The following is a 21,481-nucleotide window of genomic DNA, read 5'->3' as shown; positions in this document are numbered from 1 at the left end:
ACGCCTGTCTAGGGGCCGGGCGGCGCGGGGGGCCGAGGACCCGGGGACGAGGGGACGAGGGGACGAACAATGAGCATGCCCCGCAGCCGCCGCGGCCAGGCCGGGACATGCCCTCCCCCGGGCCCAAAGGCTGGACATAGTCCCAACATGTCCACTGCCCAAGCCCAAGGCTGGACATGTCCCCTCCGCCTGGGCACCAAGAATGAGCATGCCCCCTCAGCCTGGGCCCGAACAATGAGCATGTCTCCTCGACCTAGGCGCCGACGGACTCGAAGACCGGACATGCCCGCCCCTGGCCCGCATCAGTGGACACGCTCCCGTTAAGCCCATTCACAGGCACAAAGACTGGACATGCCCCCCGCCGCTAGATATGGCCACCGGACATGCCCTCCCCTGAGCCGCGCCAGTGGACATATTCCCCTTATGCCCCGTCTCAGGCTCGACCACTGGACATGTTCCACGATGCTAGGTGTGACCAAGGGATACCCCCCGCTGGCCCGCATCTGTGGGCATACCGACCACGTGCCTATTCCCAGGCTCCAGGGCTGGACATGTTCCACGCTGCTAGATGTGGCCACCGGACATGCCCTCCACTGGCCCGCACCAGTGGACATACTCCCGTTATGCCCAGTCCCAGGCTGGATGACTGGGCATGTTCCAGGCTGCTAGACGTGGCCACGGGACATGTCCTCTGCTGGCCCCGCAGCTGGACATGTCCCCAGTAAGTTCCGGCGAAGCTCGGCTCGGCTCGGCTTGGCGGAGCCCAGCGGGGCGTTGCCCGGCCCGGTCCGGTTAGGAAGGAGCGGTTCGGAAGGAGTGGTCCGGTGGCTGGGTCCCCCAAGGAACCGGCCACCGAACCAAACACTCCCACCCCCAAAGCTTGTCACATGTTTGACAATATTTGTCACACGGCGCTCCGGGCCGTGCCGAAGCTCGTCGGTATTGTGGAATCCATGAATGAGACGGCGGCACCGCAGAATTCCGAACAGCGGAATGTATTCCTCGACAAGGCGCACCCTGCTGCCTGGCGCGCACTCAACGGGCTGGGCCTGAAAGCCAAGGAAGCCGCCACCGAGGCCGGGCTGGACGGGGCGCTGATCGAGTTGCTCAATGTCCGCATTTCGCAGATCAACGGCTGCGCCTACTGCCTGGACATGCACGTGGGCGATGCCGTCAAGAACGGCGAGTCGGCCCAGCGCCTGGCCGTGCTCTCCGCATGGCGAGACACCACTCTTTTCTCCGAAAAGGAACGCGCAGCCCTGACCCTGGCCGAGGCCATCACGACCATCTCTGACGCCCATGCCCGCGACCACGAGGGCGCACAGGCCCGGCGGCACCTGACGGCCGACGAATTTTCCGCCGTCAGCTGGCTGGCGATCACGATGAACGCATTCAACCGGGTTTCCATCGTCAGTCAGCACCCAGTCCGCGCCGACCGCGACTAACCCGGCTAACCCGGCTAACCCGCCACCCGGCCAAACCCGCCGCCCGCTGCCAACCCGCCGCCTGCCCGCGACCGACTCGCCCGCCGCCCCGCCAGGACGCCAGGTCCCCGAGCATCGAAGCGTCCAAGACGCCATAGTCATCAATGAGGTGCGGCTGGCCAAGCAACCGGCCGTAGCCACCGTTGGCGCGCGGTCGTAAGCTCTGAAAGTGGGGCGGAGCCGCGGTCACCGAGGGAGCACTGCCATGAGGTGGGTCAGGCCGGGTCACCCGGAATACGACGAAACTCGAAGACTCTTCAACGCGATGATCGACCGCCATCCGGCCGTCATTGCCCCGTGCGTCGACCCGGAAGGGGTGGCCGAGGCGTTGGCGTATGCGCGGACACACGGCCTCGATGTCGCCGTCCGCGCCGGCGGCCATTCCGTGGCCGGCATGTCGATGAACGACGGCGGTCTTGTGATCGACGTTCGTCCGATGAAATCCGCCCGGGTGGACCCGGAGGCCCGCACGGCCACGGTGGGCGCAGGCCTCACGTGCGGCGAGTTTGACCGCGCCACCCAGGAACACGGCCTCGCCCTCACAGGCGGGCGGGTCTCCACGACGGGTCTCGCCGGTTTCACGCTTGGGGGCGGGTCCGGCTGGCTCGAGCGCGCCTTCGGCTTCGCGTGCGACGACCTCGTCTCCGTGGATCTGGTCACGGCCGCCGGCGAGCGGGTCACAGCCAGCGCCCGGGAGAATCCCGAGCTGTTCTGGGCCCTGCACGGAGGCGGCGGGAATTTCGGCGTCGCCACGTCGTTCACCTTCGGCCTGCACCAGCTCGGGCCAAAAGTACATGCCGGCGTGCTGATGTGGCCGGGGGACGCGGCACCGGAACTCAGCCGCGGGTACCGGGACCTGGCCGCTGCTGCTCCCAACGAAGAGTCCGCCACCCTCATTTACGGGATTGCTCCGGCGGAACCCTTCGTGCCCCCGAACATGGTGGGCAGGATGGCGGTGTATGTCGTCTACGTGTTCGCCGGGGACGTCGAGGACGGCAAAGAGCACGCCAAGGCCTACCGGGAGCTTGGTCCTGTTGTGGACCTGGTGGAGGATACCGACTACGCAGACTTCCAGTGCTCCCTCGACGACCCGCCGGGCAAGTACAACTACTGGAGCGCTGACTATCACGACGAACTCTCCGACGACGCCTTAAACGTCATCATCGAATCGGCCCGGAACCTCCCCGGACCAAGTTCCCAGCAGCTGATAGCCCATTGGGGCGGGGCGGTGAGTGGGCCTGCCGCCGCGGCCACCCCGCTGTTGAACCGGAGCGCCAGCTGGGTGAGCCACCCGTTCGGCCTCGGCGACACCCCGCAGGGCGGGCAGGAAGCGAAAGCATGGGTCAAACGCTTCCGCCAGGACATATCCCCCTACGCCACAGGAGGGGTCTGGCTGAACTTCATCGGCGACGAAGGACAAGCCCGGATCCGCGCGGCCTACGGCGACGAAAACTACAACCGGCTCGCAGAAGTGAAACGCGAGTTTGATCCCGGGAACGTTTTCCGCGGCAACCAGAACATCCGCCCCGCGGTCGCGGTGTGACCCCCTGGATGTCCGACGCCGGTCGGCTCCCGGATGTTCGACGCCGGCCCGCGCGTGTCCGCCGCCGGTCGGGGCACCGCCCGCGCAGGTCCGACGCCGGCCCGCGCCCGGGCCGGTGCCCGCGGACGGGGCTAGACTGCCACCATGGCCGTCTACGTCGATCCGCCGCTCTGGCCTGCCCACGGAACCCGCTTTTCCCACCTGATTTCGGACACTTCGCTCGCGGAGCTGCACGCCTTCGCCGCGGCCTCCGGCATCCCTGAGCGAGCGTTCGACGGCGACCACTACGACGTCGCCGAGGCCCGGTACGAGGCCCTGGTGGAGGCCGGCGCCCTTCCGGTGGAGGGCCGGGTCCTCGTCCGCAAACTGATCGCCAGCGGGTTGCGGATCCCGGCCCGCCGGCGCGGAAAGGCCCTCCGGGTTCCGCTCCTGAACCGTTGGAATGGCGCCCTGCCCGGCCACGACGCCCTCTTCCTGGACCTGATGGACCGTTGGGGCGAGGAGCACCGGAAATACCACGGCCGCACCCATCTGCTGGCGGTGCTGGAGGCCCTGGACCTGCTGTGCCATCCGGCCGACCCGCCCCGGACCGTGGTGCTGGCCGCCTGGTTCCACGACGCCGTCTACCGCGGCGTGGCGGGACAGGACGAGGAAGAATCGGCGCGGCTGGCCGAAGACCGGCTCCGGCATGCCGGTCTTCCGGCCGCCGAGGTGGACGAAGTGGTGCGCCTGGTGCTGCTGACGGCAGACCACTGTCCGGAGCCCGGGGACGACGGCGGCGCCTTGCTCAGCGACGCCGATCTCTCCGTCCTCGGCGGGGATCCGGAGGCCTATGCCCGCTACCTCGCCGCCGTCCGGGAAGACTTCGCGCATATCGGCGACGCCGACTTCGCCTCCGGCCGCGCCGCCGTCGTCCGCCGGCTGCTGCGGCTTGATCCGCTCTTCCACACTGACCGCGCCCGCGGTCTGTGGCTGGAGCCGGCCCGCCGGAATCTGCAGGGCGAACTCGCCTGACAGTGTCCCGGCAGCCCCAAGGGCCCACCGGCAGCCCGCCGGCAGCCCACCCGTGGGCCCACCGGCAGCCGGGAGGCTCAGGCGGAAACGCTGAGGTGATTCGCGAGCCGATCGAACGACTCGCGCCACCCTTCGCCGTGGCGGTCGCGGCTGGCCGCGGAGTCAAACGGCCCCTGGGTGAACGTCATCTGCGTGCCGCCGTCGATCTCCTCCAACCGGATCGTCACCTCGGTCTCGAACCCGCGGGTGCCGTCCGGCCTGTCCCAGGCATGGGTGAACATGAACAGGTGCGGCGGCTCAACATCGGTATGCACCCCGCTCCACCAGAATTGCTGCCCGGTGCTGTCCTGGATCATGCAGGCGCGGTACAGGCCGCCGACTTCGAGGTCCGCGTCGACGCTCTCACGTGGGACATGGAAGCCGCGCGGGCCCCACCACTGCGGGGCCTGGTCCGGGTCCGTCAACGCGGACCACACACCCAGGATCGGGGCCCTGAACTCGCGGACAATGACCAGCATGAGGTCCGTGTCCCTGGACGCCGGTTCGCTCATGGTCCTCTCCCTCGGATTGCTTGGACTGACAGGGAAGCGCCCCTCGGCCCCCGCTGGCCGCGCTGCCGCCCTAGTGTCGGCTGGGGCTGTAGGCGATCACATAACGCGAATGGCTCGGAACGATCTGTTTGCCGAGCGGCATCAGCGAGATGGGGATGAGCTTGAGGTTGGCGATCGCCAGCGGGATGCCGACAATCGTGATGGCCATGGCGAAGGCCGTGACGACATGCGCGATCGCGATCCAGATGCCTGCGACAAGCAGCCAGACGACGTTTCCCAGCAAGGCAAATATGCCGCTTCCGCCGGGTTTGTCCACCACCATGCGCCCGAACGGCCACAGTGCGTAGGACGCGATGCGGAACGAGGCCAGCCCCCACGGAATGGTGACGATCAGCACGCAGCAGACGACGCCGGCCAGGAAATATCCAAGAGCAAGCCACAGGCCGCCAAAGAGCAGCCAAATGATGTTCAGGAGTGTCTTCATGGATTCATTCTCGCCCGTAGGAGTGACATTCGGATCAGTGGTTCACCCGGAAAAATCCCTGACTTTCGCGCCCGTCCTGTGTCCGGCACTTGGCGACCGGATTCCCGGGGCCGGCACCGGGTTGGGCTCCGCCGCTTCGGCGCTTAGGTATCGGCCTGCTCGACGTCGGCTTGCTTCACCATGGCGGCCTCAACATTGATCTTGACCTTGTCGCTGACCAGCAGCCCGCCAGCTTCGAGGGCGGCATTCCAGGTCAGGCCGAATTCCTTCCGGCTGATGTCCGCCTCCGCACCGAATCCGGCCCGGGTGGCGCCGAAGGGGTCCACCGCCACGCCGGTGTACTCGACTTCGAGTTCCACGGGCTTAGTGACGCCGCGGATGGTGAGCTCGCCGGTCAGCACGTAGTCGTCCCCGTCACCCCGGATCCCGGTGGCCCGAAAAGTCATGTCGGGGTACGTCTCGACATCGAAGAAGTCGGGGCCCCGGACGTGGCCATCACGGTTGGCGTCCCCCGAATCGAAACTGGCCGTCTTGACCGTGGCGTGCAGGCTGGCGTCCGCCAGCGACTCACGCACCCGGGCCTCGGCGGAGGCCTCGTTGAACCGGCCGCGGACCTTGCTGATGCCCGCATGGCGGACGCTGAAGCCGATTTCGCTGTGGGACATGTCCAGAGTCCACACTCCAGGGGTCAAACCTTCGGGCAGAGTCACAACGGTCTCCTTCGGGGGGTAGCGGGCCTGTACCGCCGGGGGGCGATCGGGGTGTTCCCCACTCTGCATGCTAACGAGGAAGCCCGTCCCGGGCTAGGTCCCGCCGGCCCTTGACGCGGGAGCCGCGGCACGAGACATGCCAGCGGACACGCTGGCTTGCGACTTCCGGATTTCCGACGGCGGGTTCCGCTATCCGAGGCCGACGCATTCTCTGGCCATCGCTTCACGGCCGGGCTACTCTGGCCTATAAATACCGGACAATCACCAAATTCCGCAGAGCTATTCGCACAGTCCTGATCAACCAAGTGATGTGAGGAATCGTGGCCGGGTCCCTGGGAAAACGTGGCAAGGCGGGCATCGGGGCTTTCTTGCTGAACATGGCTCTGTTGCTTTCGGCCTGCCAGCCCGGCCCGCCGGAACCCGCACCGCGCCCGAGCCCGGGCACGCCGTCGTCAGCCCCGCCGTCTTCTGCACCGCCGTCGTCGTCTGCCGCGCCGTCGGCCGGCGAGCCCGTGCACTTCACCGCCCAGGGGGACATCGGTGTCGGCTCAAACGCCGAAAAGGTGCTCGACGTCGTTGCCGGCCTCAATCCCCACCTAAACCTCACCCTCGGCGACTTCGCCTACAAGGCCGGGCTCGAACAGCAGTTCTGCGACATGGTCACCGCCCGCCTCGGCGAGGACTTCCCCTACCAACTCGTGACCGGCAACCACGAGAGTGACGGCGAAGACGGCGACATCGAGAAGTATGTCCAGTGCCTGCCCAACAAGCTGCCCGGCCTCCAAGGCCAATACGGCATCCAGTGGCGGGTCGATGTCCCCGAGCAGAATCCCGTTGTCCGGTTCATTCTGGTCTCCCCCGGCATCGACTTCCGGGGCGGGGAGCCGCTGGACTACTCCAGGGGCAGCGAGCGCTGGCGCTGGACCGCGAACGCCATCGACGAGGCCAAATCGCAGAACATCCCCTGGACCGTGGTGGGCATGCACACCCCGTGCCTCAGCGTCGGCAACTATGACTGCCAGGCGGGGCAGGACTTCACGAACATGCTGATCGAAAAGGAGGTGGACCTGGTCCTGTCCGGCCACGACCACGTCTATCAGCGGACGCATCAACTGGCCACGGGCGGCAGCTGCGCGGAAGTCGTTCCCGCCAGCTTCACCAACGGGTGCCTGGCCGATACCGACGGCGCCATGGTCCAGGGCTCGGGGACCGTGTTCGCCACCGTCGGCGTTGGCGGCGTGGGGCTCTACAACGTGAGATCCGATGACCCGGAAATGCCTTATTTCGCCAGCACATCCGGCAAGAACCAGGAACCGGCCTTTGGCACCCTGGACGTCACGGCCACGATGGACCAACTTGCCGCCCGGTTCGTTCCCGCAGACGGCTACACCTTCTCGGATTCCTTCACGCTCCGGCGCAAGTGATCCGCTGTAAATCCTCCGGCGCCGGCAATCCGCTGTCTAATCCGCCGTGTAAACCGCCGGGGCCTTCCTAGGGCGTCAGGCCGGCACCCAGATGCTGATCCAGTCGAGCGAGACGTGGCCCCGGGTCGCCGGGGCCGGGCACCGGGGCAGGCACGACTCGGTCTGCAGGATCAAATGCATGGGCGACGTCGGCGCCTTGGTGCTGACGCCCAGGGATCGTCCGTCAAGGAAGAACTCGATCCGCCCGGGACTCCATTCCATCGTGGCCACATGCCACGAGGTTGAGGACTGGCCGGAATTGAATCCCTCGAAGGCGTCCGCGCCGTTCCGGGAATAGTGGGCGTAGCCGACAATGACTCCGGCCAGATCCCCTTCGGGGAAGTCCACCTCGCCATCCCGGGGCCAGACGCCGCTGTCCGGCCACAGCAGCCATGCCGTCTTGAATCCCGGCAGCGCGTCAGCCCGGTAGCGGACCGAGTACCGGCCATGGAGGAGACTGTTGGCACGCGGCGGGTTGGAGCTGGCGTTGGGGATCCTGGGCGTCGGCGCCGCCCCCATCGAGATCCCGTTCTCCGAGTGCAAGTACCAATCCAGCGAGCCATTGCGGACACTAAGCACCTTGGACGGGTAGTAGCCGGACTTTCCACCGCTGCGTTGTCCGGCGGTGTCCGGCGTCCCGTCTTTGTAGCCGGCGCTCCACCGCGCACTGTAGAGCGGGCCGGGGAAGCGGCCCAGCGCGACGTCGCCTGCGGAGAAGTCCTCGACAAAGACCTGCTTCCAGCCAAGGAGGTCACCGGTCATTGTCACATCCGTGGTCCGGACTGGAAGCGGTGCCGATTGGGGCGCGGGCGGAATCCCCTGCGCCGGGGCAAACCCAGTCGCGGCACCACTTTCCGGCGCTCCCGGCGTGGTGCCAGCACCCGTGGTGCCAGTGTCCGGGGAGCCTGACGGTCCGGCCGGCGATGCCGAAATGGACGTGAAGAGCGGCCGATCGCTCCGGGGAGCACCATCCGCGCCGCATGCCGCCAGGGCCAGGACTGGGCCCAGGACCATGGCGGGAACCGCCATGAATCGGAAGGTGAGGAGATGCCGGCGGCTTCCCGGCACGCGCCCCCTTATAACGCGTGTCCGCATCCGGCCAGTGTCGCATGGAGGCCAGCGAGCCTCAACAGCTTTCCTCTATTTTTAGTTGAATTTTCAAGTTAATCCAAGGTTAATGCAAGGTGGAATGACCAGACTTTAACCCTGGGGTATGTCAATTAGTTGTCGACAACCGATCAGCGTCAGCCTTGGGTCTATTTTCCGGCTGGGGAGTCGGAAAGCGCTGCAGTTGAGACGAGCAGAAAACGTTATTGAGTGGTGAGGCCAGTGTCCATCCCGAATCTCAAGCCAAACGTGCGCCCCCAAACGACGCCCCCGCCGGCAAACCCCTCAGTCAGTGTGGTGATCCCCACCTTGAACGAGGCAATGAACCTGCCGTGGGTGCTGCGGCGCATGCCCTCCTATGTGGATGAGGTGGTAATTGTTGATGGCCGTTCCCTGGACGGCACAGTCGATGTGGCCCGGGCCTTGCGCCTGGACGTCGTGGTGGTGGCAGAACCCCGCCCCGGCAAAGGAAACGCCGTACGGGCCGGATTTGCGGCGGCCTCCGGGGACATCATCGTCATGCTGGACGGCGACGGCAGCATGGACCCCCAGGAGATCGGTTGGCTGGTGACTCCGCTCCAGCATGAATACGACTTCGTCAAAGGTTCCCGCTATGTGACGGGCGGCGGCTCGGACGATCTCACATGGCTGCGCAGCGGTGGAAACAAGATGCTCACCCGGCTCGCCAACGCAGTCCTCCACAGTGACTACTCCGACCTTTGCTACGGCTACATCGCCCTGCGCCGCGAATGCGTCGACATTCTGGAGCTGAAGTCTGACGGGTTCGAAATCGAAACTGAACTGATTGTGCGGGCCTCACGGGCCGGCCTCCGCATTGCCGAGGTTCCCAGCCATGAACTGTCCCGCATCTCGGGCCAGTCGAATCTGCACACGTTCCGGGACGGCTGGCGGGTCCTCCGCACCCTTGCCCGCGAGCGCGTTAGCTGGGAGGCTCCGACCGCCGGAGCCCGTCCCGAAGCCCTGCGTCGAGTCAAGTACAAGTACCCCAGCGAAGTATTCCCGCACGTTCCCACCGATCCCAGCAGCGTTCTGGGCGCACGGGCAGGCGAATAGGATGTCCGAGGACTCCAGCTTGCCGGCAGTGTCCGTGGTCATTTGCTCCTACTCGGAAGCCCGGTGGGACAGGCTGAGGGGCGCCTTGGACTCGGTCCGCACCCAGACCGTCCCGCCCAAGCAGACGATCGTCGTCGTCGACTACAACGTGGACTTGTACAAGCGCCTGATCTTCACTGTCCCGGACGCCGTAATTGTCGAGAACACCGGGCCCAAGGGCCTCTCCGGCGCCCGCAACACTGGAGCGGGCATCGCCAAGGCGGAGATCGTGGCCTTCCTCGATGACGATGCCGAAGCCGAGCCGGATTGGCTGGAGCGGCTCGCGGCCATGTACGACGACCCCAACGTTCTGGCTGTGGGCGGCCGGGTGGAGCCGCTCTGGGAAGCCGGGCGCCCGGGACACTTCGCCAACGAGCTCGACTGGATTGTCGGCTGCACGTACCGGGGAATGCCCAAAGTCGCCGCCGAAGTCCGCAATGTCATTGGCGCGAACATGTCCTTCCGCGCCGAAGTCCTGGACCGGGTCGGCGGTTTCAACACAGCCCTGGGACGCCAGGACGGCGTCCCGCTGGGCTGCGAAGAGACCGAGCTGTGCATCCGTGCCGTGATCGGAGCGCCCGGATCCCGTGTGGTCTATGAGCCCGCGGCCCTGGTGCACCACCACGTTCCCGTCGAGCGCGGCACCCTGCGCTACATGCTTGCCCGTTCCTGGGGCGAAGGGATTTCCAAGGCGCAGGTCAGCCGGGTGGTCGGCCACAAACGGGCACTGGGTCCCGAACGGCGCTATGTCCGTCAGGTCCTGCCACGTGCAGTGTTTGCCGGAATCCGAGGCTGGCTCGGCGGCGGGGACCGTGCCGGGCTCGGCCGGGCGGCAACCATCCTCGCCGTGCTCGCGGCCACCGCGACCGGCTATCTACGCGGCCGGCGCCTGCCTTCCGCGCCCTCGCCGCAGAAAACGGCCGCGGTGTCGGGGGAAGAGCCTTGGAGGGAAGTCCAGTGAACCGCGCAGCTAACGTGCCCGTCCCCATATACCGCCCTGTGAAACGCCCAGTGCAGCCGCTGCACCCGGAACCTCCCGGTCGCAGGAACCCGACCCCAGAAAGCCTGGATCATGAGCCAACCTGAACGCGACGTGAAACAGCCGATTGGCGCCTCTGCCGGAGCCTCCTTCGATGTCCACGGGATCGTCGGCATCGACGTGGAGGCAGGGACGCCAGGAGAACCGCAGCTGAGGGACATGCTCGCCCCATTCCTTGGGAACTCCGGCGCGCCACGGCGGATCACCATCGGCGCCAAGATATCCCCGATTTCCAGCCAATCCCACGCGGAGGATGCCTACCGGTTCACTGGGGAGTCCCTCTACCTTCCGGCGGACCGCGTCCAGATTATCGAGACGAAGGACGGGTACCGGATCGAAGGCGCCGGCGAGCTCCTGACTTCTGTTATTCCGCTGTTGGACCGGCTGTGTGTCCAGGAGGAGACGGCGATGATCCATGCCGCTGTGGTGGACTTCCGCGGCTCCGGGGTGCTCCTGCCGGCCTGGGGAGGGGTCGGAAAGACCAGCACGGTGGCGAAGCTGGTAGCAATGCGCGACGTGCGGTTCATGGCAGACGACTGGGCCTTCATGGGCGCCGGCGGAATGCTCCTGGGCTACGCCAAACCGATGTTCATCAAACCCCACCACCGAGACATCTACCCGGACATGTTCCGGGGGACGCGCAAGCCCCTGGCCCCCGGATGGCTGACGACGCCCGTGGCCCATCTGGCCACGGCGGTCCATCCGGTCATTGTCCGCTATCCGAAAACAGCGGCATTCACCCGGCGCTGGTCCCCCGAGCACCGCATGGTGCAGCCGGAGCATGTCTTCGGGGCGCAGCGGATATCGTCCGCGGCGCCGGCACAGCTGGCCATCTTCCTCGAGCGCTTCGACGGGGCGGACACGCGACTGGAGGCCCGAAGTGCGGAGTGGATGACGTCGCGGATCGTCGGCAACTTCCATTCGGAACTGCCCATGGTGTCGCGGCGGCTCGTCGAGGCCCTCGGCGCCACCGGCCTTGTCCCCCTCGAGGAGCATTTCGGCCAGAAGGCGGCCGTGGTGCGCCGGGCGCTGGAGGACGTTCCCTGCTGGCTGCTCCGGCTGCCCGCCGCCTGGTCAGCGGACCAGGCCTCTGACTTCATCGCCAACCTGGTTCGTTCAAAACTGGATGAGTGAGGCGAGGCCACGTGAGCGATCTGAAGGTGTCGGTTGTCGTTCCGGCGCGCAATGCCGCAGCGTGGCTGGGCGAGTGCCTGGAGTCGATCCGCAGCCAACACCCGCACGAAATGATCGTGGTCGATGGCTGCTCCACGGATGACACTGCCGCAATCGCCCGCGACTGCGGGGCAACCGTCATCTCCGATGAGGGACGTGGCCTGCCGGCCGCACGAATGCTCGGCGCCCGAAGTGCCACCGGTGAGGTAGTCGCCCTGATCGACGCCGACGTCGTCCTTCCGACGAAGAGCTTGCCCCGGCTGCTGACCGAATTCGAGTCCGGCGGTTACGACGGCCTGCAATTCGGGCTGGCCAGTGAAGCCGACGGCCCCGGGTACTGGGGGGCCGCGCTGGCCTGGCACCATAACCACAGCCGGGTGCGCAAGTGGTTCGGCGTCAGCGCCACGCTGATGCGCCGCGACGTGCTGCTCGACGTCGGGTTCGACGACGACTTCCGCTCCGGGGAGGACGTTGAGCTCAGGATCCGGCTGGAGCAGGCAGGGTACCGGCTCGGCGTCTCCGACTCCGTAGTGGTTAGGCACCGGTTCGACGACACGTTCGATTACGCCCGCGACCAGTGGCTCCAGGACGGGGCCGGGATGGCCCGGACCGTCCGCAAGCACACGGGCCGCGCCGGCTGGCTGGTGATGCTGCCCCTGCTGGCCACGGTGCGGGGCATGGGCCTGTCCCTGGTCCGCGCCCCCCGCTTCCTGCCTTATTGGATGGGTTTCCTCCTCTACAACTACCGCGCCATGGCCGGCGAACTCCTGCGGCCGGCCCACAGGCCCATCTCGGTGGGAGGGAACGCGGCCTGGCTGGCCGCCGCAAGGATCGCCCCCATGGTGACGGGTTTCCTGTTCTGGGCGCTCGCGGCCCTCGTGCTCCCGCCCGAGCAATTAGGTCTCGGCTCCGCGGTGGTGGCGGCCGCCCTCCTGACGGTGCAGCTGGGGACGCTCGGCGTCGGGCCCGCGACGCTGACGCTCCTTCCCGCGGAAACTGACGGCGGCCGGCGCCTCATCGCCGCCAGCCTGCTTGCCGTCACCACATTCACCCTGCTGGGCGCGAGCCTGCTGGTTGTCGTCACAAATTGGCTCGGCACAGGTGTGGGCGAGGCCTGGACCGACCCGCTGGTCACCGTCCTTTTCCTGGCAACGGCACTCCTCGCCGCCAGCGCCTACCAGCTTGACCACGTGGGGGTGGCCCAGGAACGGGCCGACCGAACGCTGGTCAGAAGCCTCGTGCAGAGCCTCGTGCAGCTGGCCTTCCTGGCCGCCGCGTTCGCCGTCGGGCTCCGTGACCTGGCGGTGATTGTGGCCGCCGTTGCCGCCGGCGCGCTGGCCAGCGACCTCGTGGGCCTGCGCCAGCTTGGCCGGGCGCACGTGTCCCCCGATTGGAAGCACGGCCTCCGGCCGCGCCCGGCCCTAAAACTCCTGAAACCGGGGCTTCCCAACCACGCCCTCATGCTCGCCGACCGCGCGCCCGGCTACCTGCTTCCGCTCATCGTTGCAGCGACTCTGGGCCCCGCCCCGACTGCCGCTTGGTTCGTGGTGTGGATGATGGCCTCGGCGGTGTTCTTCGTGCCGCAGTCCGCGGGCTTTACGCTGCAAACGGCCCTGGCGGGAACGCGGGCGAGGCCGGGTCTCCTCGGTTCCGCCCTAAGGGCCAGCTTCCTGTTGACACTTGTGGCCGGGTTGATATTAATGCTGGCCGGGCCACTGCTTCTGGGCATCCTCGGGCCGCAGTACGCGTCCGCGTCGGTCCTTCTTCCTGTACTCGTTCCGGCACTCCTCCTGAGTTGCGTGACCCAGGTCTACTACGGGCTGTGCCGGGCCCAAGGGCGGCTTTTCGAATCCACGGCAGTCGCCACCCTGGCCGCCATCCTGGTCGTGGCACCCGCCGCGGCCGTGGCCCAGCAATATGGCCTCACCGGCGTCTCCGTCCTCTGGGCCGTTGCCCAGGCGACGGCTTCGCTGATTGCCGCTTGGCGCCTGATCACCCTGACCCGAGTGAACCCCGCCCCCACCGCAGGCGAGTTTCCTTCAGCGCGCCACCAGCCGACCTGAATCGAGGAATGATGACACACGAAACGGCAACAAGCCATCCCGTGGGCACCGCCCACCGGCATGAGGCGCACGCGCATGTCGGCGGTGCCAAACCGCCCACCCACCGCAACCTCGGACTGACGCCGTCGTGGCACATCGGCGCCTTGGCCGCAACAGCCGCGGTCGCCCTCGCCCTCGGGGTCTGGAGCATGACCCAGGTCGATCCCCTTCTGATCGGCGGGGCCGGACTCATTGGCGTCCTCCCGCCTGCCTATTTCGTTGCGCTCGGGCTCAGCCTGGTCGGATTTGTCGCCTCGTTGAGCCTCCGCCGCCTGGTTCCGGCACTTCTAACCTGGCAGCTTCTGGTTGCAGTGGTTGTCCTCCATGGAGCTGACCCCATCATCCACGGCCTTCCCCGCCTCGAGGCCACCTTCCGTCATCTGGGTATTGCCGACAACATCGGCCAATCGGGCCAGCTCGATCCGACCCTGGACGCGTACTTCGACTGGCCCGGATTCTTCAGCATGCTGGGAATGCTCTCTGGGGCGACAGGCGTCAAGGACCTTTTCGGCATCGCAACCTGGGCGCCCGTGGGAATCAACCTCCTCCTGCTCGCACCACTGCTGGCCCTGGCACGGCGGTTGACGGCAAACCCTCGCCAGGCCTGGGCGGCTGTCTGGATCTTCTACATGGCCAGCTGGATTGGGCAGGACTATCTGTCGCCGCAGGCGCATTCGTTTGTCCTCCTGCTCACCCTGGTTGCCTGCCTGCTCAGCGTCTTTGGCGGTTGGGCCTGGCCCACGGAGCGCACCAGGTTCTCCCGGCGGCTTGCCCGCACTGTCAGCAAGCTTGACAGCTCAGCGCCCGGGTATGGCGCCATCGAGCCGCACCGGGCGGACACGGCGGTGCTAGTGGTGGTCTGCGCGCTCTTCCTGCTTGCCATGACGGCTTCACATCAGCTCAGCCCCTTCGCCGTGATCCCCATCGTGGCCGCGCTGCTTCTGACCGGCCGTCTCCGGCTGCGCTTCTTCCCGGTCCTGGCCGTCGTCCTGCCCGTAGGCTGGCTGCTCTTTGCGGCTTCAACATTCTTGGCGGGGCACTTTGGCCAACTGGTCGGCTCCTTCGGTGACATCGGCGCGAACAGCCTCGGTGCGCTGAGCACCAGGGTCTCAGGCAGCGATGCCCATGTGCTGGTCGTCTACACGCGCCTCGCCGAGGTCGCGCTGATCTGGATTCTCGCCGTTGCCGGCGCCATAGTGGGCTACCGGCGGAAGGTACCGTGGTTGGCGGCCGCGGCCGCGGCGCTTGCGCCGCTGGTCCTGGTTCCCCTCCAGCCATATGGCGGCGAACTGCTTCTGCGCCTGTATCTCTTCAGCCTTCCGTTTGCGGTGTGCCTGGCGGTGCTGCCGCTGATGTCTGACAATACTGCCGGGCTGAGCCTACGCCGAGCCCTTGGACTGCTGCTCATGGGTGCGGTACTGGCCACGGCCACGGTCGTTTCCCGATACGGAAATGACGGCATGGAGAGCTTCAACGACGACGAAATCGCCTTAGTGAACCGCCTCTATTCGACTGCGCCCACCGGCGCCATCCTCATTGAGGCGGTTCGCAACACCCCGTGGAGATACCAGCACTACGCGGACTATGACTACCGGGCGCTCGTTGCTGCCGAGCCCATTCCCAACGCCGCGCCACTCAGCTGTGACGCGGCCAACCAGATCGCCCACAATGCGGGCGCGTACCTCATCGTTACCCAAAGCCAGCAGGAGGCGGCCGAACTTCGCGGTTCGACTCCCACCGGCGATCTTCAACGTTTTACCGCCACCTGCGCCACCAGTCCCGGCTGGACGAAGGTTTATGAAAACGCCGGCGGCGTGATTTTTCACATCAAAGGAGTTAGCAATGGCAAGTGAACGCAGCTACATGAGCTATGCGACGGCAGCCGTCGCCCTAGCCGCCATACCGCTCTCGTTTGTCGGCCCCGAGGGCCTGCGCCTGGCGGTGATCGGCCTGCTGATGCTGGCCGGGCCCGGAACAGCGCTGGTGCTGCTCCTCCGCTTCGACCACCCGCGCTCGGCCCAGGCCACTGGCGCACTCCCCCTCAGCATCGCCATCGCAATTGCCTTCAGCCTCACGATGTCCACCCTCGTGGCGACGGCGATGATCTACGCACGGCTGTGGTCACCGCCGGCGGGCATATGCGTCCTGTCGATCATGACCCTCGCCTTCCTGGGCCTTGAGCTCACGAGGCCAAAGCGGGCCCTGGTGCGTGCGAAATGATCATTTTCCTGACAGGACTGGCCACAGTGACAGCACTCGTGAGCTGCGATGTGCTGCGCGTGTTGAATCCGGATAAGGCACTGCCGCGCGCCGTGGTGATCGTCACTGCAGCCCTTCTGGCCATAGTCGGCGTCGCGGCGGTCGTCCAGTTCGTGCATCTCGCGCAGCTGGCATGACAGAAGCCGGCCGCGCGGTGTCGCGGCACAGGCACACCTCAACAAGTCGAACCACTCACGGAAAGTATCTTCAATGAGAAAACTCAAAGCACTCAGTACGGCGGGGACCCTCGGAATGCTCGTAGCCGGTTCCCTTGTCTTCGGTCCCGCCTCGGCGGCCACCGCTGCAACCTGCGCCCCCGCAACAACAAACTCCTATCCTGGGACCATTGTGCTGGCCACAAGTCTTGAGTCGGGCGGCTTTTGCGGCCTCATCCCCCAGGTGTCGGGCACCGGCACGGCAACGATTTCCAGTTCACGGGCGCATACCGGTACCCATTCGACCAAGCTGCACGTGACCACGGATTCCGGCTCGCTCGCAAACCTTTCTACCTCGGCATTCACCTCGGGAACCAAGACCTCGTACGCAGATGGCTGGTTCAATATCACTGTGGCCGGCGTTTCCGGCAATGACGTCCCGTACTTCCGCTTCTTCTCCGGGTCCACCCGCGTCGCGGACATCTACCGCTACAACAGCAACGGGCAGCTGTGGCTCCGGGTCACCGCACCGAACGGCACCTTTGTCTACACCAAGCTGATCGCCAGCAGCATCACCCTGAGCGCGTGGCACCGCGTGGCCATGCGGGTGACCGCCAACGGCAGCGCGACAACAATCCAGGTGTGGTTCGACGGCGTGCAGCGATACAGCAGCACGAGCGTCAATATGCTGGGGAGCAGCCTGAGCAAAGTTCAGCTCGGGGCCGAGCACAACCGGCAAAAGGGCGACGAATACATCGATGACATCGTCATCAAACGCTCCTAGCTCCCTTGCCATAGTCCGCGGGCGGCCCGGCTCATTCCGGCCCCTTGGCCGCCCGCACGAAGTCCCCGATCTTGGCCAGGTCCTTGATGCCGCGTGCCGACTCCACGCCGGAGGACACATCGACGCCCCACGCCCCGGCCTCCGCCGCTGCCCGGGCGACGTTGGCGGGATCCAGGCCGCCCGCGAGCAGCCACTTGCGTCCAGCCAGAGCCTTGGCCCGGACGGAACCGTAGTCCCAGGCTTCGCCGGAGCCGGGGACAGCGGCGTCGATCAGGAGCAGCTCTTCACCCCAGTTTTCGAAGGCTTCCGCGGCGGCGGCCATGGTGACGGCCCGGATCAGCTTCATCCCGGCGTCGTGCACCGTCCGCACGTCCGCCGGTGAGCGGTCCCCGTGGAGCTGAACCCAGGCCAGGCCCGCCTCGCGGGCGACGGCGACGGCGTCGGCAGCCGGTTCGTGCCGGAACACCCCCACCGCGGGCAACGCGTACGGGACGTGGGCGAGGAGGTTCCTGACCTGTTCCGGCGTGACCTCCCGGGGGCTGCGGGTCAGGACGAAGCCGACGGCGTCCGCGCCGGCACCGGCCGCGACGCGGACCGCATCCGGGGTACTCAGGCCGCACACTTTGACAAACATTCGGGCTCCCTTCTGCACGCTTCCTGCCTCTGACGTTAGCAACACCGCACCGCCGCCGCCGACTTTGCGTCGCCAGCCCGGCCGGCGGCAGGTGCCCCGGGACGGGCCGATAGGCTGAGACCATGGAGATCATCCGCTACGCCGAGCTCAAAGCCCACCCCTGGCGCAACGGCGGCGGGGTGACGCGCGAAGTGGCACGCCATCCCCGGACACCGTCCGTGCAAACCGCTCTGCAGACCGCCCCGCAAGACACAGCGCAGGAGAACGCATGGGACTGGCGCGTCAGCATTGCCGAGGTATCCAAGGCCGGCCCCTTCTCCGCCTTCGCCGGGATGGACCCGGTGCTGACGGTGGTTGACGGCGACTTGTTGCTCCTGAGCGTGGACGGCGCCGAGCACCCGCTCGAGAAGTACCGGCCGTTCCGGTTCTCCGGCGACGCGGCCTCGGCGGGGGCGCTGCCCACCGGCGACATCCGGGACTTGAACGTCATCACCCGCAACGGTGCCTTCAAGGGCTACACGTCCATCATCGAGCTGTCCAAGAAACGCGCCCATCCGGTGTTCGAGGGCCAGTTCGGCATCCTCCTGCAGGGTCAGGGGACCGTCAGCCCCGGGACTGCGGGCGGCGCCGCGGCCGCCGGGTCCACCGCACCCGCGGCCGCCGTCGCCCCGGAACCGGAGCGCGTCGAGCTGAACCGCTACGACGCCGTCGTTGGCGCTGATATCGCGACGCCGGAAATCGTGGGCCGCGGATTCCTGGCGGTCGTGTCCATCGATCCCACGGAACCCGGCACGGTTTAGCGCTCGTCCGCTTTCGCACGGGCGCCGCTGACACGCACGGAGTCCCCGGACAGCTTTTGCGCGAGCCAGATCGGAACGATCGAGACCACGATCAGCACGACCGCCACGACGTTGACCACGGGCGCCTGGTTCGGCCGGAAGAGGTTCTGCAGGATCCAGATCGGCAGCGTGGTCTCGCCGGCCCCGATCGTGAACGTGGTGACGATGATCTCGTCGAAGCTCAGCGCGAAGGCCAGCAGGCCGCCAGCCAGCAGGGCGGAACGCAATTGGGGGAATGTCACCAGGTTGAAGGTGGTGAAGACACCGGCGCCAAGGTCGGCGGAAGCTTCCTCCAGGCCTGGACTCGTTCGCCGGAGCCGCGCGATGACGTTGTTGAACACGGTCACCATGCAGAACGTTGCGTGGGCGATCACCACCGTCCACAGGCTCAGCGGGACGCCCAGAATGGTGGTGAACATGTTGTTCAGGGCAATGCCGGTGACAACGCCTGGCAGTGCGATCGGCAGGATCACCAGGAGACTGATGACGTCGCGGCCGAAGAACTTGTAACGCTGCAATGACAGCGCCAGCAACGTCCCCAGCACCAGCGAGATGATGGTCGCAACCACTGCCACCCACACGGAGGACAGGACAGCGTCCCGGACGCCGGGTGAGTCAAAAGCCTTACCCCACCATTCCAGCGTGAAGCCCTTGGGCGGCCAGCCGAACGTCCGGTCTGCGTTAAACGAGTTCACCACCACCAGCATCAGCGGAACGTAGATGAACAACAGCACCAGCACGGTGATGACGCCCAGGACCACTTTGGCGCTACGGGAAAGTCTCATGCTGCGCCTTTCGCTACAGGTTGTTCAGGGCGCCGGTGCGGCGAACGATGAAGAGGTAGAACATGATGATGGCGATCGGAACCAGCGAGACCGCGGCGGCGAACGGCAGGTTGTTGGCCGCCCCGACGTTCGCGTAAACAACGGTGCCCAGCATCTGAGTGGTCCCGCCGACGATCTGCGCGGTGATGTAGTCGCCCAGGGACAGGGAGAACGTGAAGATCGTGCCCGCGATGATGGAGGGAACCAGCAGCGGAAGCATGACAAGGCGCATGGTGGTCAGCGGCTTCGCGCCCAGGTCCCCGGAGGCCTCCAGCAGGGAGTCGGGTACCCGGTCAAAGCCCGCGTAGATCGGCAGGATCATGTACGGCAGCCAGATGTAGGACAGCGTCAGGATGACGGCCGTCTCGCCGTAGCCCGGCGACGACAGGCCGATCGGCGCGCCCAGCCACTCCAGCAGGCCACCCTCGGCAAGGACATTCCGCCAGGCGTAGGCCTTGACGAGGTAGCTTGCCCACAGCGGCATCAGCACGGCCACCACCAGCAGTTTCTCCCAGCGGGCCGGAGCCACCTTGGCGATGAAGAACGCGATGGGCAGGGCCAGGATCATGTCGATCACGGTGACCGCCACCGCGATCCACAAAGTCCGCAGCGTGATCCGCTGGTACACCGGGTCCGTCAGGACCGTGACGATGTTCTCCGTGGTCCACTCCGTGGACACCTCTCCGGTGAAGGTGTCCACGGTCCAGAACGCCGTGACCAGCAGTGCCGCCAGGGCTGCGACATAGACGAGGATAAGCCAGAGCGCCGGAGCCGTGAGCAGCCCGGCAAGCCGCAGCCGGGGCGAACGGTGCAGCACCGCCGAGAAGGAATTGGCTTTCGCGCGGGGTACAGCCCCGGCACTCTTGGGTGGGCCGGGCGGAAGCTGTTGCATCTGTTGTGCCATCTCGCCCTAGTTTCTGCCAGCCCTCGAGGCCGGCTGTTCTATCCGGATCCAATGCGGCCCGGTGTCCGGCATCAGCCCTTGATTTCCGTCCAGGCCTTGGTCCATTCCGAATAGTCGGTGCACTTGACGTCCTTGCGGCCATCGAGGCACTCGGCCACCGGGGTGGTCCAGTACCAGATCTTTTCGGCGTAGGCGGTATCACCGGAGTGGTACGTCTCGCAGTGCTTGGGGTCCTTGGTCAGTTCGCAGGACTTGGCGTTCGCCGGGGATTCGCCAAAGTACTCCGCCACCTCGGCATTCGGCTTGGGGCTGGCTATGTAGTCGAGCCACTTGTAGGCGCAGTTCGGGTTCTTGGTCTTGGACCCGATCATCCAAGTGTCCGACCAGCCTGTGGCACCCTCGTCAGGGACAAGCGTTGCGACCTTGGCGCCGTCGGTCGTCGCGATGTTGGCCCCCACCTGCCAGGTGGTGCCGACCACGGTACTCCCGGACGTGAAGGCCTGGACCTCCTTGAGGACGTCGCTCCAGTACTCGCCGACGTGCGTGCGCTGCTGCTTGAGCAGGTCGACGGCGGCGGCCAGTTGGTCCTTGTCGAGCGCGTAGGGGTTCTTGATGCCAAGCTCCGGCTTGTGGGCCATGAGGTACATGGCGGCATCGGCGATGTAGATCGGCGAATCATAGGCCGTGACCTTGCCGGTGTTCTTGGCAGCATCGTCAAACACCGCGCTCCAGGAGGTCGGTGCCGGGGTGACCTTGTCCGTGGTGTACATCAGCACGTTCGCGCCCCAGCCGTGCGGCATTCCGTAGTTCACACCGTTGACGGTGTTCCAGGCCTTGTCCTTCAGGAACGGATAGATGTCCGGGTAGTTCTTCAGCAGGCTCATGTTGACAGGCTGCACATCGCGGCCGGCGACCAAGCGCAGCGAGGCATCTCCGGAGGCCGAGACGACGTCGTACTGTCCGGTGCGCATCAGCGTCACGGCTTCGTCCGAGGTGCCGAACGGCTTGAAGCTGACCTTGCACCCGGTCTCTTTTTCGAATGGATGCACCCAGTCGACCGCCGGGTCGTTGCTGCCGTCCTCCGCATACCCGGGCCAACCGAGGATGGACAGCTGGCCTTCACCGGTGCCGATCTCGGTCTTGGTCGGCTGCGCCGACCCTGAGGAACCCGGCCCGCCGCTGGTGCCGCAGCCGGACAGCATGAGTGCTGCCGCCGCAACCACCCCGACCACGAGGGAGGCCTTCGTTCTTGGTGCCATGATCCTTGCCTTTCGCTGTGGAGAAAATCTCTGGACTGGG

At 66.4% G+C, this 21,481-nt stretch carries 21 protein-coding genes; 13 read left to right on the top strand and 8 right to left on the bottom strand.

The window, feature by feature from the left end; genetic code table 11:
* Positions 1–953: 953 nt before the first annotated feature.
* From BLS42_RS09780 to BLS42_RS09770, 3 genes are all read left to right on the top strand, one after another.
* Positions 954–1,445 carry a carboxymuconolactone decarboxylase family protein gene (locus tag BLS42_RS09780; RefSeq protein ID WP_090580439.1) on the top strand — a complete coding sequence of 164 codons (492 nt, stop codon included), beginning with the start codon at positions 954–956 and terminating at the stop codon, positions 1,443–1,445.
* Positions 1,446–1,689: 244 nt separating this feature from the next.
* Positions 1,690–3,027: an FAD-binding oxidoreductase gene (locus BLS42_RS09775; RefSeq protein ID WP_090580152.1), complete on the top strand. Its 1,338-nt coding sequence runs from the start codon at positions 1,690–1,692 to the stop codon at positions 3,025–3,027.
* 144 nt (positions 3,028–3,171) lie between these two features.
* Positions 3,172–4,041, top strand: a complete 870-nt coding sequence (locus tag BLS42_RS09770; RefSeq protein WP_090580149.1) for a DUF4031 domain-containing protein — start codon at positions 3,172–3,174, stop codon at positions 4,039–4,041.
* Positions 4,042–4,118: 77 nt separating this feature from the next.
* On the opposite strand, the gene BLS42_RS09765 is transcribed toward BLS42_RS09770, so the two are convergent.
* The 3 genes from BLS42_RS09765 to BLS42_RS09755 form a co-directional block, all read right to left on the bottom strand.
* A complete protein-coding gene (locus BLS42_RS09765) occupies positions 4,119–4,592 on the bottom strand; it encodes an SRPBCC family protein (protein ID WP_090580146.1) in 474 nt (157 codons plus the stop codon).
* A gap of 70 nt (positions 4,593–4,662) precedes the next feature.
* On the bottom strand, positions 4,663–5,076 hold the full coding sequence (locus tag BLS42_RS09760) for a YccF domain-containing protein (RefSeq protein ID WP_090580143.1): 414 nt from the start codon (positions 5,074–5,076) through the stop codon (positions 4,663–4,665).
* A 143-nt stretch (positions 5,077–5,219) separates the two neighbouring features.
* Positions 5,220–5,786, bottom strand: coding sequence for a YceI family protein (locus BLS42_RS09755; protein ID WP_090580140.1), 567 nt, complete (start codon positions 5,784–5,786; stop codon positions 5,220–5,222).
* 377 nt (positions 5,787–6,163) lie between these two features.
* On the opposite strand from BLS42_RS09755, the gene BLS42_RS09750 reads away from it, so the two are divergent.
* The gene (locus BLS42_RS09750) at positions 6,164–7,210 is read left to right on the top strand and encodes a metallophosphoesterase (protein WP_256336370.1); all 1,047 of its coding nucleotides are present in this window, start codon (positions 6,164–6,166) and stop codon (positions 7,208–7,210) included.
* Positions 7,211–7,285: 75 nt separating this feature from the next.
* On the opposite strand, the gene BLS42_RS09745 is transcribed toward BLS42_RS09750, so the two are convergent.
* Entirely contained in the window at positions 7,286–8,011 is a 726-nt protein-coding gene (locus BLS42_RS09745) for a glycoside hydrolase family 16 protein (protein ID WP_256336369.1), read from the bottom strand.
* 567 nt (positions 8,012–8,578) lie between these two features.
* Between BLS42_RS09745 and BLS42_RS09740 the strand changes: the two genes are divergently transcribed.
* From BLS42_RS09740 to BLS42_RS09705, 8 genes are all read left to right on the top strand, one after another.
* Positions 8,579–9,430 (top strand): glycosyltransferase family 2 protein, encoded by an 852-nt coding sequence (locus BLS42_RS09740; protein WP_256336368.1) that lies wholly within the window; start codon positions 8,579–8,581, stop codon positions 9,428–9,430.
* Position 9,431: 1 nt separating this feature from the next.
* The gene (locus BLS42_RS09735) at positions 9,432–10,430 is read left to right on the top strand and encodes a glycosyltransferase family 2 protein (protein WP_176803329.1); all 999 of its coding nucleotides are present in this window, start codon (positions 9,432–9,434) and stop codon (positions 10,428–10,430) included.
* A gap of 111 nt (positions 10,431–10,541) precedes the next feature.
* Positions 10,542–11,642 (top strand): hypothetical protein, encoded by a 1,101-nt coding sequence (locus BLS42_RS09730; protein ID WP_090580137.1) that lies wholly within the window; start codon positions 10,542–10,544, stop codon positions 11,640–11,642.
* An 11-nt stretch (positions 11,643–11,653) separates the two neighbouring features.
* Complete coding sequence (locus BLS42_RS09725) at positions 11,654–13,744, top strand: glycosyltransferase (RefSeq protein WP_090580134.1); 2,091 nt, start codon at positions 11,654–11,656, stop codon at positions 13,742–13,744.
* Positions 13,745–13,755: 11 nt separating this feature from the next.
* Complete coding sequence (locus tag BLS42_RS09720) at positions 13,756–15,636, top strand: hypothetical protein (RefSeq protein ID WP_256336367.1); 1,881 nt, start codon at positions 13,756–13,758, stop codon at positions 15,634–15,636.
* Positions 15,626–16,003 (top strand): hypothetical protein, encoded by a 378-nt coding sequence (locus tag BLS42_RS09715; protein WP_090580129.1) that lies wholly within the window; start codon positions 15,626–15,628, stop codon positions 16,001–16,003. Before BLS42_RS09720 ends, BLS42_RS09715 begins: the two co-directional genes overlap by 11 nt.
* Positions 16,000–16,179, top strand: coding sequence for a hypothetical protein (locus tag BLS42_RS09710; RefSeq protein ID WP_090580125.1), 180 nt, complete (start codon positions 16,000–16,002; stop codon positions 16,177–16,179). Before BLS42_RS09715 ends, BLS42_RS09710 begins: the two co-directional genes overlap by 4 nt.
* A gap of 73 nt (positions 16,180–16,252) precedes the next feature.
* Positions 16,253–16,981: a hypothetical protein gene (locus BLS42_RS09705; protein WP_256336366.1), complete on the top strand. Its 729-nt coding sequence runs from the start codon at positions 16,253–16,255 to the stop codon at positions 16,979–16,981.
* Positions 16,982–17,012: 31 nt separating this feature from the next.
* On the opposite strand, the gene BLS42_RS09700 is transcribed toward BLS42_RS09705, so the two are convergent.
* The gene (locus BLS42_RS09700; RefSeq protein WP_090580122.1) at positions 17,013–17,615 is read right to left on the bottom strand and encodes a phosphoribosylanthranilate isomerase; all 603 of its coding nucleotides are present in this window, start codon (positions 17,613–17,615) and stop codon (positions 17,013–17,015) included.
* A 122-nt stretch (positions 17,616–17,737) separates the two neighbouring features.
* On the opposite strand from BLS42_RS09700, the gene BLS42_RS09695 reads away from it, so the two are divergent.
* Complete coding sequence (locus BLS42_RS09695) at positions 17,738–18,415, top strand: HutD/Ves family protein (RefSeq protein WP_090580119.1); 678 nt, start codon at positions 17,738–17,740, stop codon at positions 18,413–18,415.
* On the opposite strand, the gene BLS42_RS09690 is transcribed toward BLS42_RS09695, so the two are convergent.
* The 3 genes from BLS42_RS09690 to BLS42_RS09680 all read right to left on the bottom strand — a co-directional run bounded on the left by BLS42_RS09690 (position 18,412) and on the right by BLS42_RS09680 (position 21,441).
* Positions 18,412–19,239, bottom strand: a complete 828-nt coding sequence (locus tag BLS42_RS09690; RefSeq protein WP_090580116.1) for an ABC transporter permease — start codon at positions 19,237–19,239, stop codon at positions 18,412–18,414. The two genes, BLS42_RS09695 and BLS42_RS09690, sit on opposite strands and share 4 nt — an antisense overlap.
* 13 nt (positions 19,240–19,252) lie before the next feature.
* Positions 19,253–20,182 carry an ABC transporter permease gene (locus tag BLS42_RS09685; RefSeq protein ID WP_176803327.1) on the bottom strand — a complete coding sequence of 310 codons (930 nt, stop codon included), beginning with the start codon at positions 20,180–20,182 and terminating at the stop codon, positions 19,253–19,255.
* Between the two features lie 71 nt (positions 20,183–20,253).
* On the bottom strand, positions 20,254–21,441 hold the full coding sequence (locus BLS42_RS09680) for an ABC transporter substrate-binding protein (protein WP_090580114.1): 1,188 nt from the start codon (positions 21,439–21,441) through the stop codon (positions 20,254–20,256).
* Positions 21,442–21,481: the final 40 nt, after the last annotated feature.

This window comes from Arthrobacter sp. ov407 (assembly GCF_900102895.1).
Lineage (GTDB): Bacteria > Actinomycetota > Actinomycetes > Actinomycetales > Micrococcaceae > Arthrobacter.
This window is presented reverse-complemented; position numbering and strand designations above follow the sequence as displayed.